Genomic DNA, 16,719 nt, shown 5'->3' with positions numbered 1-16,719 from the left:
AAAAACATATTTACATATGTACCGTTCTTTATTTCTTTTATCATATGCGAATTATTATATTTAACATACCTTTTGTAAGAACGTTCCTTACATTAATATTTTACAAAAGAATTAGAGTTATGTGGGCTCAATTAATAACTCTTTAAAGGTTAAAAATTGATTTTTTATATTTGATTTTTTGAATTTTTCTTTGAAGAGATTCCATATCTCTTTCGTTTAAAAAGGATCTTATATATAATATTTTATCTATATCTATATCTTCTTTTATTATATTTGTTACTAATATATCGTAATCTTTACTGTCGTCTACAAACTCTAAAAGGTACTTTTCTTTAAGATGATCGTTTATTTTATTTTCTATTATTTTGTTATACATTATGCTACTATCCATAACTACTGATATTTTGATAGTTTCTTCGTATTTTCTAACATCTAAGTATCTGTTGCACAAAAGTGCATATCTTCTAGTTAAAAAATCTTTACTATCAAAGATATAATTAAATTCTCCCTCACTTAGTTCCTTTAAAAACTCTAAAAACACCTTATTGAATCTTGGAAATCTTTCTTTTAATTCATCTTTATAAGAATAAAATTCTAATAGTTTAAAGTTATCTTTATAAAACAAAGCACTAGAATGATATATTATTAAATACTTATATAATTCCTTTAGGTCATCTCTAGTAAAGGTGTAATTAAACTTATCTTGAAAAGTTTCTATCCAAAACTCTGTTGCTTTAAAGATTCTAGTTTTATTTTCCTTGTGGAACTTTTCTATGTTTTCCCACTCTTTAAAATCTTCTTTTATCCCCGGAATAAGTAAAAGATTTATAGATAACATTATAATTTCATCTTCGTTAAAATCGTCGTTATTTTTCTTGCAAACTTCTTTTATATCATCAGTATAGACTTCAAAATTTTCATAGTTTTTAAGAGTATTTTTTAAATCATCTTCTAATTTTAAGGTATGACCTTTACTTATTCTAGTAGATGCAATGACATAAAGATAGATAAACTGCTCCTTTGTTATATGAGTAAAATTTATATCTAATCTTTCTTTTAGTAATTCTACTGACTCTAAAAGTTTTTCTTTATTGAAGTTTTTAAAAGGCCAAAAGCTACCTCTAAATATACTCCAATAAAAGCTAAAGAAAAAATATCTTACGTTTATTTCTTCCCCTACTAAAATTCTACTATGAGGTTTGTATTTTATTTTGCATTTCCCATATATTTTTTTAAGCTTAGTTATCTTTCTTTTAGTAGATGAAACACTTATAAAATTATCTTCTGAAAATTTTTCTATCCTAGGCAAATCTTCAAAAAACAAACCATCTATCATTTTAAATGCTGAAGACTCAGTAATTATTTGTTTGTAGATAATTTGAAGATTAAAAGAGTCACTTTTAAAATATTCTATCTTTTTCTTATTGATTTTTATATAAATATCTTCTTTAGAATAATTACTTTCTAGTCTATTAATTAAACTAAATAAATATTTTTTTATAGTATTTTTTGATTTTCCAGTTTTCAAACAAATATCAGACAAAGATAATAGTTCTAATGTATTATCTAATATTTCTAATATCTCTATTTCTGTATTTTCCCCATTATCAAACCAAATCGTCATTTATATCTCCTGTTTTATTATATTTAAATATATCTTTAAATTCTCTTTTAAGTTCACTACAGGCTTTATCTCCCGTGCAGTGAGATAATCTTAATACTTTTATATTTTGCTTTTTTAAGTATTTTATAGTTTCTAAAATTCTAATTTTAGAAGCCTTTACTAAATGGCTTCCTCCAAAGACTGCAAAAATCTCTTTATTAGTTATTCTTTTTACAGATTCAATTATGTTTGTAATTCCAATATGCGCGCAACCTAAAACTAAGATAATCCCCTTATCTGTATCTATTCCAAGTGCTACTTCATCTTTAAAATCATCTTTTATAAAATCATTATCTTTTTTTAAATAAAAGCAATCTTCAATCTTCTCAAAGTCATTAAAGACTTTAAAGTTTTTAAACAAATAAATTTTATCACTTATCTTTTTAAAATCTTCTTTTATAAATTCTATATTTATATTATTCTCAAAAACAAAATCTCTATCAAAAGAATTACCATTAAACTTAAAGCCGTCATCTAACTTTTTATATTTTTTTAAAAAGAATTCTTCTGAAACTAATAACTTAGTTTTAGAGTTTAAGCTTTTAACTAATCTTTTAAAGCCTCCGCTATGGTCGTAATGCCCGTGGCTTAATATAACATAATCCAAATTTTTAAGGTCTATATTTAAATCTTTAGAGTTATCTAAGAAGTCTCCTGACTTTCCTGTATCAAATAATATTTTTTCTCCGTAAGCCTCAATAAGAATTGATAATCCATGCTCATTTTTTAATTTGTTATAATTATCTTCTTTGTTTTCTATTAAAGTAGTTATTTTTATCTTCAAAAACAAACACTTCCTTAATCTTTATTATTTTTTAATTATAACATCAAAATATTATATTTTCTAAAAACTAAGCCTTAAAAATAGTTAAAAGGACTTAAGTTAAATTCTTAAGTCCTTTCTTATTACATTTTTAATTTTTTAAGTTCTTTTAAGAGCGCTTCGTATTCTCTTTCGTATTGAATCTTTTTATTTATATCTTTTTCTACTGATATAAAAGATATAGTTTTTGAAATATTATTTTCTAAAAGCATTATTTTTTCTTTTAATTTTATATCTTCTTTAGGTTTCTTATTTTTACTTTCTAAAAATTCTTCTAAGTTTCCATTAAAAGATATAATCTTTTTATCTTTAATCTCTAAAAAATAATCACATAAATTATTTATAAAAGTTCTATCGTGAGAAACTATAAGCATAGTTTTATTTGAACTTTTTAAAGCTTTTTCAAGAGCGCTAAGTGTTTTTATATCTAAGTAGTTTGTAGGTTCATCTAAAACTAAAAAGTTATTATCTTCTAGTATTATTTTTAAAAGTGCTACCTTTACCTTTTCTCCTCCACTTAAAACTTTAATAGGCTTTATTATATCATCTCTTCTAAAGCCAAAAAGACTTAAGTTTATCCTTATAAAGGTTTCGTCAAAAGAAGATGTTTCTTTTATATTTTCTAAAATAGTTTTATCTTCTTTTAAGATTTTTCTATCTTGATCAAAGTAACCTATTTTAACTTTAGGATTGACTTTAATATTTTGATTTCTTCCTTTTAATATTTCTTTTATTAAAGTTGTCTTACCCTCTCCGTTTTCTCCAAGTAATGCTATCTTTTTAGATTTTTTTATTTTAAAGGAAGCATCTTTTAAAATCACCTTATCTTTAAATTCTATATTTAAATTATTTATATCTATTAAGTTTTTACTAATTATCTCTAAGCCTTCTCTTATATTAATTTTAATTTCTTTATCCTCTTTTGGCTTTTCTACTTTTTCTAGCTTTTCTATTCTACTTTGGATAGCTTTAGCATTTTGATCTAAGTTCTTTTTACCTCTTTGGCCTCCCATCTTATGAAGCCTTGCTTCTGAGTTTCCCATTCTTTTAGGAGTTTTTCTTATTCTATCACTTTTTTCTGCCTTTTTAATCTTAACTTTTTCTAATCTGTTTTTTTCTTTTATAAAAGAATCGTATTTTCTTTCTTTATTTTTATTTTCCTCATCTTTTAATCTTAAATAAGTGTTGTAGTTTCCATCATACACTTTAAGTTTTGAAGAATTAATTTCTATTATTTTAGTGCAAACTGAATTTAAAAACTCCCTATCGTGGGAAACTAAAAGTATAGCACCTTTAAATTCTTTAAATCGCCTTTCTAAAGATTCAATACTTTTTCTATCAAGGTTTGCTGTAGGTTCGTCTGCAATTATTAATTTCTTTTTATCTCTTAAAGCTTCTCTTGTTCTTAGTTTAACCTTTTCTCCTCCTGATAGATTTTTATTTAAATCATTAAAGTTTTCATCTTGAGTTATATATGAATAGCTATCAGTTAAAAAGACTTTACCAAAGTCTTTTTCTACTTCACCTATTAAAATTTTTAAAAGAGTAGTCTTTCCTGCACCGTTTTCTCCCACTAACCCGATTTTTTCCTCTTCAAACATAGAAAACTTTTCTATATCTAAAACTAATCTGTCTTTATAATATTTTTTTAATTTATCTATATTAATTAATTCCATAAAAAATAGTCCCTCCTTAGATGCACTTAGACAAATGGAGAGACTTATTTTAGGCAAGCTAAATAAAAGTAAAGAAATAATTTACTCTCCGAAGTCTAAGCATTACAAATAAACCTATAAATATAGGCTTTAAAAAATTTATAATACTAAAATCTAAAAAGTAAATTATATTCTCATCGCTTTCTCTTCTAAACCTGCCCTTTCTTTCTTACTCTTATATATTCTCATTATAGCAGAAGAAATAAAAAAAGTGTAAAAGAACAAATTTTGTCCTTTTACACTTTAGTTTCTTAACTTAATTTTTCGATATAGTTAAGATTTAGATATATGTGATTTATGAAAACTAATAACCTTTCGTATAGAGGATGAACCTTTTCTCCAAATTTAAGTTCTAAAGCTTCTCCGACTTCTCTTACAGTTTTGTTTTTGTTAAGTTCTAAAAACACTGTACTTCCAAAGTCATCTAGCTTTGTTTTTTTGTATTTAGGAATCTTAAATTTTAATTTCCTAAAGAATTTTTGGATCTTGTGGTCTTGAATCTCTAAAATAGTTACTATCCCGCTTTCATCAACTTCAAATTCTATTTTAGGTGAAATTTTAAATCGCATATCTAAAAGTTCATCATTATCCATTATTCTTCACCTTAGATTTAATAATAGGTACTATTGTTGCTACAAATAATACTACTAATAGTATCGCAGCCATACCGTTACTTGCTAAGAATCCTGTAGGATTTCCTGGAGTGATTATTCCTGTAACTTGTAGAACTATTCCGATAAGTCCTATGATAGAACCTCCAGCAACAAGTCCTGATGATAAACTGATTCCGTTTGAAACTTTAACTTCTTTTTCTTTTTCATCTTTGCACATTTTTTCAACGATAACACGGATTAATGCACCAACTAAGATTATAGAAGTTGTTGATATTGGTAAGTAGAAACCTATAGCTATTGTCATTATTGGTAAGTTTAATAAGAATAAAACTAAAGCCATAACAACACCTACGATAATCATAGGCCAAGGTAAGTTTCCTTCCATAATACCAGAAGTTAAAGTAGCCATTAAGTTAGCTTGAGGTAATGCAAATTGTGCATCAGCACCAGTAACTGCAAGTTGGCTTGAAAGAACCATTATAGTTCCTGTAACTACAACTACACCTACGATACTAGCTAACATAAATGAGTTTTGCATATCTCTTTTACTTCCACCTATGATGTAAGTAACTTTTTGAGATTGGCTGTAACCTCCAGCTACAGAGATTGCAACTACCATAAATGCTGCAAATAAAAGTAAAGATTTATTATCAGCTTTTCCAGTCCATCCCATAACAACGAATACTAAAGTTAAAATAACTAGTGAAGCTATAGTCATACCTGAAACAGGAAGATTTGAAGTACCGATAGTACCTGTTAAACGTCCTGCAACTATAACAAATAGTAATGATAATATTAGTGTAACTACTGTACCTGTGATTGCCATAGCTATGCTATTTGAAATCATAAATCCAGCTACGAATGCTATAACAGCACCTAATAAAAGTATTATCATTGAACCGCTATTTTTTTCAGCGCCTTCTTCAGTTATGTTTTTAGCATTTAAAGTTTCTCTAATTGAAACGATGATAGTTGGTATAAGTTTTATAGCTCCGATTATACCTCCGCAAAGCATCATTCCAGCACCTATGTATTTAACATAACTTCCTGAAATAGTGTTTACATCCATTTGGTTTATGAATACTGATGCATCATTCCAAGAGTGAGCAGTTTTTTCTGCCATATCAGTAAAATATCCGATTAATGGTGCTATACCAAAGTTTGATAATAAAGAACCTGCAAACATTGTAAGAGATACTTCAAGTCCTACTATAAATCCAATTCCTAGTAAAAGTGGGTTAACTTCTGTTGAAAACTTCCACTTATAAAACTTGCTTCCTACGAAGTTTATAGTGTTATTTATTACGTTTAAGAATGATCCTGTTAAAACGTTAATTATTCCACTTATAGCAAATCCGATTCCCATAAATTTAATAGAATCTTCGCTTCCCTCTGATGCTACTAATGTTTCTGAAATCGCCATTGATTCTGGATACATTAAAACACCGTGCTCTTCTACTATTAAGTAGTTATAAACTAGTGATAAACATCCTATACCAAATAAAACTCCTCCGACACCTACAACTAATCCTTCTACGAAAGTTATGTCACTTCCAATAAGGATAATAGCTGGTAGTACGAAAATCATTCCACTTGCTATTGATTCTCCTCCACTTGCCATACCTTGTGTAATATTTTTTCCAAGGATACCCTTGCTCTTTGCAAAAATCCCAACAAATACCGAACCTATTATTGCCCCTGGTATACCAGCTGCAACAGTTAACCCTGATTTCATTCCAGAATACGCTGTTGATGCTGCAAATACAGCAGCTAAAATTATACCGATAATTAATACAGGTGCATTTACCCCTTTCTTTGACTTACCAGTAAAGTAAGGAACGTACTCTTTTCCGTGTACTCCACCGTAAGCTTCCTTAGATAACTTCTTTTTCATACACCTACCCTCTCCTTTCGTTCTAAAGTGATGAATAATATTCACACCACTAAACATTTAATGTATTATTATAAAACACCAAAAAATCACACAAAACATTTACTTAAGAGAATTTTTTAGTATTTAATAAACTGTTCAAAATAACGATTTATTAATATTTTTATCGAATTTTGTCGATTAATTAGTAGCAGTCCGCCACAGGTTAACGAATTATTTATTATGTGTTTATTTTTTGCTAAACTCTTTTTTCTAATAACTAATATATTACCATTTAAATTACAAAAAATCTATAATAATTTTTTATAATAATCTGTATAAATATAATTTAATGTTATCTTATCGAAGTTTTAACATCTACTTAATAATTTTTATGCTTAATATTATACCAAAAGTTTGTTATAGGATAAACAATCTTACTTTTTATAAATTAACCCTCTAGATACTATAATTCCACATAAAATTAGCTATATTCATATTTTTTAATATATTTTTAGATAAAATAATAAAAAAATAATAGGACTTTTACCGTCCTATTATCAATTTGATATATTTATTATTATTTGATTCTTATAACCTCTACCTTATAACCATCAGGGTCTGTAACAAAATAATAATCCTTTGGTTTTCCAGGTAAGCCTTTTAATTCTGTAACTTCGTAGCCTAAGTTTTTATGTCTTTCATGCGTAAGTTCTACGTCTTCAACACCTATAGCTATGTGACTAAATCCATTACCTAATTCGTAAGGCTTTTCTACGTCGTAATTGTAAGTTAATTCGATTTCGTAGCCTCCCTCTTCGTTTGAAAGATAAACTAAAGAAAATTTATAATCTTCGTAATCCACTCTCTTAGTTTCGACTAATCCTAAAGCATCCTTATAAAACTTAAGTGAATCTTCTAAATCCTTAACTCTAATACAAGTGTGTAACATTTTAATGCTCATACATTCAGCTCCCTTTTAAATAAAATTTTTGTTTCTTTAATTATAATTCATTTAGTAGTTCATCGACTACATTTGAATTATTAATTTCTTCTTTTACTTCAAGTGCTTTATTAATAATTAAAGGTTTAGGTGCACTTATTCCTTTAATTATAACGCCTAGTGCAAATAAGCTTATAGTAAAGAAAATAAAAGGTCCTACAGCTGTTATAAAGTAATTTATAACGTCTATTATATTTTTACTTACGTCATAACCTTGAAGAGTTAGACCTTTTATATATTTATAGGAAGAATATAAATTAAATACTGTAAAGACACCCATTAAAAACGAAGAAAGGTTCATAAAAATCACTATTTTTTTATTATTTTTCATATTATTAAATCCTCCAAAACTTAAGCTTTTTTATTTTTAATAAATAATAGTTTTCCTGATTTTAAGCCCCAAATCTCGTCTATATAAGTGCATACTCTCTTTGAGTGGGTTACTATTATTACGCATTTATTTTTTTCGTGTGCTAAAGAAACTAAGATATCCATAATCTTTTCTTCAGTTTCGCTATCTAAGTTTCCTGTAGGTTCGTCTGCAATTATTATATCGGGGTTATGAGATAGCGCTCTTGCTATACCGACTCTTTGCTGCTCTCCACCTGAAAGATTTAAAATTTTTCTGTTTGCTTTAACTATATCTATTCCTACATCATCTAATAACTTATAAGCTAAATCTTCTTTATTTTTCTCTTTTACAGAACTTATATTCATAGATAAAAGAATATTTTCTTTTGCAGTTAAATTTAATAAAAGATTAAACCCTTGAAATATAACTCCTATATCTTTTGCTCTATATAAATCTCTATCTCTATCTTTTAAATTTATTCCTTTATATAAAACCTCTCCACTTTTACAAACATCTAATCCAGAAATTAGAGATAGAAGTGTACTCTTCCCAGCCCCTGAACTTCCGATTATTCCATAAACTTTTCCTTTTTCAAAATTAACATTCACATTATTAAATACGTCTTTATTCGATCCTTCATATCTATAACTTACATCTTTTAAACTCAATAAACTCATAATCTTAATTCCTTTCTGTTAATATCTTTCTTGGTTCGTATCTATTAATATATAAAATCCCTATAATAACTGATATAAGCCCTAGAAGAATTGCAATCCCTCCTATAGCTAATATAGAATTTAAGCTTAAGCTTGCATTTATTGATTCTATAGGTTTTACAGGATCTACAGAACCTACACTTACCATCATTCCAGATAAGCTATCATTTTGTGCTTCTAGCTGACCTTTTAAAAGCATATTTGAAACTGGTCCTGATGCAAAGCTTCCTATGCTTACTCCTATAACTAAAGATATTAGTATTAAAGATATCGTTTCAAAAACTAACCCTAAAGCTACTTTATTTTTCTTCATTCCCATAGCTCTTAACACTCCGATTTCGTACTTTCTTTCACGTATGCTAAGAATTGAAATTAAAATAAGTATGCTTCCTCCGAAAGCTAAAACTAAAATCATAAATATATTAGATATTTTTTTAAGTCCTTCTATAGGTTTTACTATATTGTTGTAACTTTGAACATCTGTAGATACATCATATAAGTTACTTAATCCTTTTTCGTGAGCTTCCTTATTAAAAGCTTCTAAATCGTCTGGATTATTTAAAAAGTATTTAGCTTCTATATTTACAGGTTCCATTTTAGATTTTGATTCTTTGTTATAATTTTTAAGTGTATCGAAAGTTGTTATAATCTCATTTTTTCTATTTAACATAGGGTGTTTAAAACCTAAGTTTTGCGGAGTATTTGAATCAAAATAAATCCCTGATATAGTTAATTCAAGAGGCTTATATTTATTTGGGTCTTCAGGGTTTTGAATCTTTATTTTATCCCCAACTTTTAATTTGTTTAGTTTTGCAAAATCTTCACTAACTATAGCTTCTCCTGACTTTTCTGGCATTTTACCTTCTGTTAATTTTCTTTTTCCGTTATTAAACTCTTCAGCCCCTTCTTTACTTAAACCACCTAAAACGTTAAGGTTTGGAGTCTTTGCATTTTTTAACTCTTCTCCACCAGCTATCATACTTGCAGCTGTCATACCGTTACTTTGTTTTTTGCTTTCCTCTTCATCTAAAGCTTTAAATTTACTGCTATAACCTCCAAAGTTTGAAGTAAATATAGTCTCTTTAAGATATTTTGATTTAGAAATATCTGTTTTTATATCAGTTTTAATTCCTTTGTAAAGTTCTTCCATATCACCTTTTTCAGATAATTCTTTTACCTTTTCTTGGTTTGGCTGAATAAATACTTCAGAGCCATAACTGTTTTTATATCCTTTTATTATTTCGTTTGAGGTAGTATTTATAATAATAGATACAGCTGTACAAGATAATGTAGCTATCATTATTATTAAAAGAAGTACATTCCTTCCTTTATTTCTTATTAAATTTTTAAGCGAATTTTTTAAGATATACATTTAGACACTCTCCTTTTCCTCTTAGTATAGGGTCATTATATTAAATAAACTGTTTACTGAGTGTTAACCCTAACCTTGAAATTCAGAAAAAGATAAGTAAAAACAAGAACCCTTATCTATTTCGCTATCAACAACTACTATTCCGTTACACAAATCACAGACGTGAGAAACTAAACTAAGCCCTATCCCGTACCCGTCTTTATTTAAACTATTTATCCTATATTTATCATTAAAAATTTTTTCAATAGATTTTTTATCCATCCCAATACCTTTATCTTTTACTTCGATTATTACGCTTTTATTTATATTTTTAACTGAAACATTTATTAAGCTTCCTCTTCCGTATTTAATAGAATTAGTTACAAGATTCGTAACTGCGCGATATATCCACCTTTCTTTTCCGAGGATTGTTGTGCTTTTTTCAAAATCAAAATCAAATTCTATATTTTTATAAGTTTTTCTATAGGTGTCACAAACATTTGCGCAAACTAAAGAAACATCAACTTCTGTCATTTTTTCGTCCTCTTTTGAATCGCTTAAAGTTAAAATATCATCTATACTGTCTGTAATATCATCTAAAAGTTTAATATATTCGTCGCTTCCATCAATCTCTAAATTAGTCCTAAGAACAGAAATCGCGTTTTTTTGTTCGTGAGACAAATAAGAATTTAACCTCTTATAATCTTCTAAGTTCTCTTTAAATTGTTCCTTTATGTTTTCGTAGGCTAAGCCAAAGGATTTACTAACTGAATAAGGGTCAAACCCCTCCTCTAAAGTATTTAAATTTTCTACGATTTCTTTTATTTCACTGTTATGTAATCTAATTAAAAATACCCAAAGTAAAAAAGATGATAAAATAAGTATTAAAAAAAATATTGAAACTACCAAAAGGATATCTTTAAACCCACTTGATAAATAAGCCTTCCCTATATCTTTAAGTTCAACCATATTACTACTATAGATAGTTCCGCTTGGAATAGTTTGAATCTTTGCAGTAATAACAGATTCTTTACTAAAAGTAACAGCAGGTTCAGTTTCACTTCCTACTACATTATTTACAATAAAAGCTTTTCTGTTGTTTCCTAAATAATTATCAGAAGCATTTTTAAAAGAACCTTTAACAAAGAATACTCCCATTCCGAGGATTAGCGCTAAAACTAAAGAATATATAATTATGATAATTCCACTTTTTAAATTTATTCTAGGCATAGATAATACCCCTTTCCTCTAATATTTATTAAAATATCTTTTCCGTGTGCTTTTTTAAGTTTATTTTTAAGCCTTGATAAGTGAACTCTAAGAACAGATGAAAAAGGGTCAAAACTTTCATCATAAACGTGTTCTACTATTTCTTCACTTGAAACTACAGCAGGGTGTTTAAGGCAAATATACTCTAAAATATCAAATTCCTTTATCGCTAAATTAACTTCCCTTTCCCCTATAGTTACAGTTCTATTTATAGGATTAACTTTTAAATCACCTATTTTTATAATAGGGTTTGTTCTTCCGTGAAATCTTCTAATAACTGCGTGAATCCTAGCTCTAACTTCTAATAATTCAAAAGGTTTAGTTATATAATCGTCTGCACCGTTATCAAGTCCTATAGCTAAATCTGCTATTTTATCTCTAGCTGTAATTATTATTATTGGAATATTTAATGATTTTTCGCGAAGTCTTCTTAAAACTTCAATCCCGTCTATATCAGGAAGATTCAAATCTAAAAGTATAGCATCATATTCGTTTATTGTTGCCTTTTCTTCTCCATCGATTCCAAGGTTTGAAACATCTACTTTAAAGTTTTCTGATTCTAATCCTTTTTTCATAGACTCTGCAAGGCTTATATTATCTTCTATAATTAATAATCTCATATAAAATTCTCCTTAAAATCCTTAAATAATTTTTTTAGTATACCATATTTAATGTTTATCTAAAGTTAACTACTTCCATATTAATATAATTCCCATAATCTTTTATTAGTAAAATATTAATTAAAAATAAAAATGCCCTACTACTTTAAAGGTAGTAAGACATTTATAATCTTAAGCTTCTATAGAAATATGAGAGAATGTTTTAAAATCAAACAGCCCTGTATCTGTTAATTTTATTTCTGGAATAACAGGAAGAGTTAAAAATGATAAAGTTAAAAACGGGTCAAACTCCTCCTTAAAACCTATATCTTTTAAAGCTTCGTTTAAAGAATCTAACTCTTTTAAAACTTCTTTGTATTCTTTATTTGAAAGAAGCCCTCCTATAGGAAGTGGCAGTTTAGAGATTACTTTTCCGCGATTTACTATAGCTATCCCGCCATTCATCTTTTCTAGTTCTAAGGCTGCAAGAATCATATCTTTATCGTTAGTTCCAACTGTTACTATATTATGAGAATCGTGAGCTACAGAAGTTGCTATAGCACCTTTACTAAACTTAAAGCCTTTAACTATTCCAAGCCCTATATTACCAGTTTTATGATGCCTTTCTATTACTGCCATCTTTAGTTGATCTTTTAAAACAGAAGTAATAAATTCTAAATCCTTTAAATCTACTTTTTCTTTTCTCTTATAAGTTATTAGACTGTTTGGCTCAATCTCTATAATATTACAGATATCTGATTTTAGGTTTATCTTTAAAGAATCATCATTTAATTTTTCCATATTGATTTTAGGAAGATTTTCTTCTAAAACTTTTATATTATCTCTTTCTTTTAAAGATTCTTCTTTGAATTTTCCATCAGATACAAAGCACTTTCCGTCTTTAATTACTGTATCTATTTTAACCTTTTCTAAATCATCTAAAATAACAAGATTTGCTTTATATCCTGGCGCTATCGCTCCATACCCTTTAAGATTAAAAAACTCAGCTGCATTTAAAGTTACCATTTGAATTGCAGTTATTGGATTTAATCCACATTCTATTGCAAGTTTTACGTTATAATCCACACTTCCTTCACGGATTAGATCATCTGGAAGTTTATCGTCAGTAACTAAAACGCATCTTCTAGAATTAAACTCATCTACAACCCCTATAAGTTTTTTAAGTTCCTTAGCTGCAGTCCCTTCTCTTATCATAAGATACATCCCAAGGTCTAATCTTTCTTTTGCTTCTTTTTCGTTTGCACACTCGTGGTCTGCATAAATTCCAGCTGTAATATAAACATTTAATTCTTCTTTAGTTAGTCCTGTTGCGTGTCCGTCTATTATTTTGTTATTGCTTTTAGCGTCTAATATTTTTTGAAGCATGTCTTCTTTTAAGCCATATATAGCTGAAAAGTCCATAAATTCAGCAAGTCCAAGAACTTTATCATTTTTATAAAACTCTCTTAAATCTTCTGAGTAAAGCTTAAATCCGCTATTTTCAAACTCAGTTGAAGGAACACAAGAAGGTAACATAACAAAAACATCTACAGTTAAATCTTTAGACGCTTCAAGGATGTATTCAATCCCTTTTTTCCCTGAAACATTAGAAATTTCGTGAGGGTCTGCCATAACTGTAGTTACCCCGTGAGAAATTAAAACTTTAGATAACTCTTTTGGAGTAAGCATAGTACTTTCAATATGCATATGTGCATCTATAAACCCAGGGGCTATAACCTTCCCCTTTGCATCTATTACATTTTCACCATCATACTCTCCAATCCCAGCTATAATTCCATCAGAAATCGCTATATCTCCTTTTTTTATCTCCCCTGTAAATACGTTTAAAACCTTACCATTTTTAATTACAGTGTCTGCCTTTCTAGCCTTTTTAGCTACCTCTATTCTTTTTTTTAATAAACTCATATCATTTTTCATAAAGCAAAGCTCCTTTTATAATTATTCTAATAATTTATAAAAAAATATAACAAAAAATCCTGATTACAAAGAAAAGAGACGCACCAATTTTCTTTGTAATCAGGATTTTACGGTTCCTGGTAGAAACCCTCAAACCATATTCTTGAGGTTATACAAATAATTTTTTTATTAAATTTTTACTAATTATAACTTACTATTTGATATATTGTCAATAAATCTTCTTAATAGATACCCTCTTTTTTTATTATATGAATAAAAAAATATAAATTTCCATCTTTAAATATAATTTAATTATTACCTCGGAAATGCTCCGTTATTTATATAAATCCACCTTCCATTTTAATTCTAATGGATAAATATCAGCTATTTGTACATACTAATCTTGTACAAATTTTAATAAGGAGGGATATTTATGGCAAAAGATAGTCAAGTAGATAAAAAAGATTCTAGAATGGCAAAATGTAATTTTCAAACTCCTTTAACAGAAGAAGGACATAACCATAACCCTAACAGAAAACATAAATCAATAAAATCTGAAGGGGTTTCAAGCGAACATTTTAATAGATTCGGAAACTAAAAAAATGTTGCACATTTCTGTGCAACATTTTTTAAATTTCAAAATCTTTTAGATTATCATCCATCTCACGAGTTAAAGTATTAAGCACTTCTGAAGAAGTAAATACTTGTTCGCTTGCAGAACTTAACTCTTCTGCTGAAGCTGATATTTCTTCTGTAGTTGCTGATATCTCTTCTGATATTGCAGAAATACTATCAACATCTTCAACTATTTCATTCTTACTCTCGTTTATAAGTCTAAACTCGTTTGTTATACTTTCTATTAAAGGCATAATATTATCAACTGAATTTAATATATCCTCAAATGACTTAATAGCTTCATCTACCACTTTGCTTTGATTTTCTAAATCAGAAGTCATAGAGTCTGATTCATTTACTAAATTATCAGTATTAGAAATTATCATCGCTACAGTTCCAAAAATTTCTTCTGTTGAGTTTTTACTCATTTCTGCAAGTTTTCTTATCTCTTCTGCTACAACTGCAAATCCTTTTCCAGCTTCCCCAGCTCTTGCAGCCTCTATAGCTGCGTTTAGTGCTAAAAGGTTCGTTTGTTCTGAAATGCTTGTAATTAAATTTGTCATATCATTAACTTTTTTAATCATCATAGTAGTATTATTTAAAGAATCACTAAAGACTTCAAAATTATTATTAAATGCTTTTATGTTTACAGTTAATTTTTCTATTTCTGAATTACCAATTTGTGCTTTAGATTTTATCTCTACGCTCTTTTGATTTACATTTTTAAAATCAACTGAAATCTTATCTATATCAGTACCAAAATCAGATACCTTAGATGCTATATTAGTAAGAGTTTCGGCTTGACTACTAGTTCCTTCTGCAACATCTGAAATAGCTTGCGCTATCCCTCCTGTTATATCGGATAAATCTCCTGAAACTTTTTCAAGGTCTCTTGACCTGTTTCCTATAACGTTAGAATTATCTTGTATTGTCATTATCATATTTGATATATCTTCTGAAGTTTTTGAAAGGGCGTTTGCCATTTCTCCGATTTCTGAATTATCTTTTATGATTTTATCGCTTAAATCTACTTTAAATATTCCTTTTGAGAATTTTAATAAATTATCATTAACTTCTCTTATAGATGTAGAAATTTTAGATGCGATATAAATTATTAAAATGATTAATGCAACTAAAATAACTAAACTTATAGAAATAACACTTATTTTTAAGCCGTTTAACTCCCCAAGTACTCTATCACTACTAACAAATACGCAGCTAACCCAATCAGTTCCTTCTATAGGTTTATAAGCAACACTTCTATTTGTTCCTTCATATTCATAGTTTAGTAACCCTTCTTTTTTAGAGACTATTTCTTTATGTGCATTTATAGTAGAAGTTTCGTCACCTTTTATATTTTCCCCTGTAACAAAATTAGCTTTATTTTTTACTAAATTTTCATCAGGGTGTGCAATTATAGTTCCATTTCCATTTAGAATAAACATTCCGCCATCTTCTAATACTTTAATCTTAGTTACAATATTTGAAAAATGACTAACTTCATAAGAGCCTATAAGAACTCCAGTTACTTTTTTATTTCCATCATATATCGGAACTGATACATAAATTACTTCTGCACCATCAGTTCTACTAACTAAAGGATCTGTTATAGAATTTTTCCCGCTAAGTGATTCTTTATAGTAGTCTCTATCCTTTACTGATACTTTTACATTATCCATAGTAAGAGCATCACCTTTAGTATCTGCTATAGTTACTCTTTTTAAGCCGTTTACTTTTGCATAATTCCTTAAAGTTTCTAATATAAGTTTTGTATCTTTTCCTCTTAAAACTGGATTCGATGCTAAAGATTCTAATGATCTTTGACTATCACTTATAACACTTTCTATTTCACCAGTTGCTAAAATTGATATCTCTTTTAGTAGTGAATCTGTAGTATTTACTAATCCATTTTTAGCAAATAAGAAATTTAATATACCTCCAACAATTAATGAAACTATTAAAACAGGTATAACTATAATTAACATATGTTTTTTTATACTCGATTTTCTCTTTGCATTAGTTTTTCTCAAATTCATATTTTTCTCCTCATTTTAAAATTTATTTGTTAATTATCGAGTACATTTTTGATTTTATTAATAAAATATTAGAATTACCGGCTTCTTTTTATTGGATTTTGTATTTTTTTGTATATTTATAATTTATTTAATTTTTAAATAAAATCCTCACTTCTTTTTTAAAGTGAGGATAATAA

Annotated in this window: 14 protein-coding genes and 1 riboswitch; of the genes, 1 reads left to right on the top strand and 13 read right to left on the bottom strand. The window is 27.7% G+C overall.

Annotation, left to right across the window (positions count from 1 at the left end; all coding sequences use genetic code 11):
• Positions 1–142: 142 nt before the first annotated feature.
• The 12 genes from M4I33_RS03865 to ade all read right to left on the bottom strand — a co-directional run bounded on the left by M4I33_RS03865 (position 143) and on the right by ade (position 13,913).
• Positions 143–1,624 (bottom strand): helix-turn-helix domain-containing protein, encoded by a 1,482-nt coding sequence (locus M4I33_RS03865; protein WP_257915564.1) that lies wholly within the window; start codon positions 1,622–1,624, stop codon positions 143–145.
• Entirely contained in the window at positions 1,608–2,447 is an 840-nt protein-coding gene (locus tag M4I33_RS03860) for an MBL fold metallo-hydrolase (RefSeq protein WP_257915562.1), read from the bottom strand. Before M4I33_RS03860 ends, M4I33_RS03865 begins: the two co-directional genes overlap by 17 nt.
• A gap of 122 nt (positions 2,448–2,569) precedes the next feature.
• Positions 2,570–4,162 carry a ribosomal protection-like ABC-F family protein gene (gene abc-f, locus M4I33_RS03855; RefSeq protein ID WP_257915561.1) on the bottom strand — a complete coding sequence of 531 codons (1,593 nt, stop codon included), beginning with the start codon at positions 4,160–4,162 and terminating at the stop codon, positions 2,570–2,572.
• A gap of 290 nt (positions 4,163–4,452) precedes the next feature.
• Positions 4,453–4,794 (bottom strand): PqqD family peptide modification chaperone, encoded by a 342-nt coding sequence (locus tag M4I33_RS03850; RefSeq protein ID WP_257915560.1) that lies wholly within the window; start codon positions 4,792–4,794, stop codon positions 4,453–4,455.
• Positions 4,787–6,709, bottom strand: coding sequence for an OPT family oligopeptide transporter (locus M4I33_RS03845; RefSeq protein ID WP_194191219.1), 1,923 nt, complete (start codon positions 6,707–6,709; stop codon positions 4,787–4,789). The genes M4I33_RS03850 and M4I33_RS03845 overlap by 8 nt, the downstream gene beginning before the upstream one ends.
• Before the next feature lie 556 nt (positions 6,710–7,265).
• Positions 7,266–7,649 carry a VOC family protein gene (locus tag M4I33_RS03840; protein ID WP_257915559.1) on the bottom strand — a complete coding sequence of 128 codons (384 nt, stop codon included), beginning with the start codon at positions 7,647–7,649 and terminating at the stop codon, positions 7,266–7,268.
• A 40-nt stretch (positions 7,650–7,689) separates the two neighbouring features.
• A complete protein-coding gene (locus M4I33_RS03835) occupies positions 7,690–8,019 on the bottom strand; it encodes a hypothetical protein (RefSeq protein ID WP_257915557.1) in 330 nt (109 codons plus the stop codon).
• Between the two features lie 20 nt (positions 8,020–8,039).
• The gene (locus tag M4I33_RS03830; RefSeq protein WP_257915556.1) at positions 8,040–8,717 is read right to left on the bottom strand and encodes an ABC transporter ATP-binding protein; all 678 of its coding nucleotides are present in this window, start codon (positions 8,715–8,717) and stop codon (positions 8,040–8,042) included.
• 4 nt (positions 8,718–8,721) lie between these two features.
• Positions 8,722–10,128 (bottom strand): ABC transporter permease, encoded by a 1,407-nt coding sequence (locus M4I33_RS03825; protein WP_257915555.1) that lies wholly within the window; start codon positions 10,126–10,128, stop codon positions 8,722–8,724.
• A 69-nt stretch (positions 10,129–10,197) separates the two neighbouring features.
• Positions 10,198–11,337 (bottom strand): HAMP domain-containing sensor histidine kinase, encoded by a 1,140-nt coding sequence (locus tag M4I33_RS03820; RefSeq protein ID WP_257915554.1) that lies wholly within the window; start codon positions 11,335–11,337, stop codon positions 10,198–10,200.
• Positions 11,325–11,996 carry a response regulator transcription factor gene (locus M4I33_RS03815; protein ID WP_257915553.1) on the bottom strand — a complete coding sequence of 224 codons (672 nt, stop codon included), beginning with the start codon at positions 11,994–11,996 and terminating at the stop codon, positions 11,325–11,327. The genes M4I33_RS03820 and M4I33_RS03815 overlap by 13 nt, the downstream gene beginning before the upstream one ends.
• A gap of 171 nt (positions 11,997–12,167) precedes the next feature.
• A complete protein-coding gene (ade, locus tag M4I33_RS03810) occupies positions 12,168–13,913 on the bottom strand; it encodes an adenine deaminase (RefSeq protein ID WP_257915552.1) in 1,746 nt (581 codons plus the stop codon).
• A gap of 76 nt (positions 13,914–13,989) precedes the next feature.
• Positions 13,990–14,089: riboswitch (purine riboswitch) on the bottom strand.
• A 236-nt stretch (positions 14,090–14,325) separates the two neighbouring features.
• Between ade and M4I33_RS03805 the strand changes: the two genes are divergently transcribed.
• On the top strand, positions 14,326–14,490 hold the full coding sequence (locus M4I33_RS03805) for a hypothetical protein (RefSeq protein WP_257915551.1): 165 nt from the start codon (positions 14,326–14,328) through the stop codon (positions 14,488–14,490).
• A 31-nt stretch (positions 14,491–14,521) separates the two neighbouring features.
• On the opposite strand, the gene M4I33_RS03800 is transcribed toward M4I33_RS03805, so the two are convergent.
• Positions 14,522–16,543: a methyl-accepting chemotaxis protein gene (locus M4I33_RS03800; protein ID WP_257915550.1), complete on the bottom strand. Its 2,022-nt coding sequence runs from the start codon at positions 16,541–16,543 to the stop codon at positions 14,522–14,524.
• Positions 16,544–16,719 lie beyond the last annotated feature (176 nt).

Source organism: Clostridium sp. LY3-2 (assembly GCF_024705715.1).
Lineage (GTDB): Bacteria > Bacillota > Clostridia > Clostridiales > Clostridiaceae > Clostridium.
This window is presented reverse-complemented; position numbering and strand designations above follow the sequence as displayed.

Bases quoted from the DNA above. Each gene is read 5' to 3' on its own strand.
- M4I33_RS03865 (WP_257915564.1), bottom strand. From the start codon at position 1,624: ATGACGATTTGGTTTGATAATGGGGAAAATACAGAAATAGAGATATTA.
- abc-f (WP_257915561.1), bottom strand. From the start codon at position 4,162: ATGGAATTAATTAATATAGATAAATTAAAAAAATATTATAAAGACAGA.
- M4I33_RS03850 (WP_257915560.1), bottom strand. From the start codon at position 4,794: ATGGATAATGATGAACTTTTAGATATGCGATTTAAAATTTCACCTAAA.
- M4I33_RS03845 (WP_194191219.1), bottom strand. From the start codon at position 6,709: ATGAAAAAGAAGTTATCTAAGGAAGCTTACGGTGGAGTACACGGAAAA.
- M4I33_RS03840 (WP_257915559.1), bottom strand. From the start codon at position 7,649: ATGAGCATTAAAATGTTACACACTTGTATTAGAGTTAAGGATTTAGAA.
- M4I33_RS03835 (WP_257915557.1), bottom strand. From the start codon at position 8,019: ATGAAAAATAATAAAAAAATAGTGATTTTTATGAACCTTTCTTCGTTT.
- M4I33_RS03830 (WP_257915556.1), bottom strand. From the start codon at position 8,717: ATGAGTTTATTGAGTTTAAAAGATGTAAGTTATAGATATGAAGGATCG.
- M4I33_RS03825 (WP_257915555.1), bottom strand. From the start codon at position 10,128: ATGTATATCTTAAAAAATTCGCTTAAAAATTTAATAAGAAATAAAGGA.
- M4I33_RS03820 (WP_257915554.1), bottom strand. From the start codon at position 11,337: ATGCCTAGAATAAATTTAAAAAGTGGAATTATCATAATTATATATTCT.
- M4I33_RS03815 (WP_257915553.1), bottom strand. From the start codon at position 11,996: ATGAGATTATTAATTATAGAAGATAATATAAGCCTTGCAGAGTCTATG.
- ade (WP_257915552.1), bottom strand. From the start codon at position 13,913: ATGAAAAATGATATGAGTTTATTAAAAAAAAGAATAGAGGTAGCTAAA.
- M4I33_RS03805 (WP_257915551.1), top strand. From the start codon at position 14,326: ATGGCAAAAGATAGTCAAGTAGATAAAAAAGATTCTAGAATGGCAAAA.
- M4I33_RS03800 (WP_257915550.1), bottom strand. From the start codon at position 16,543: ATGAATTTGAGAAAAACTAATGCAAAGAGAAAATCGAGTATAAAAAAA.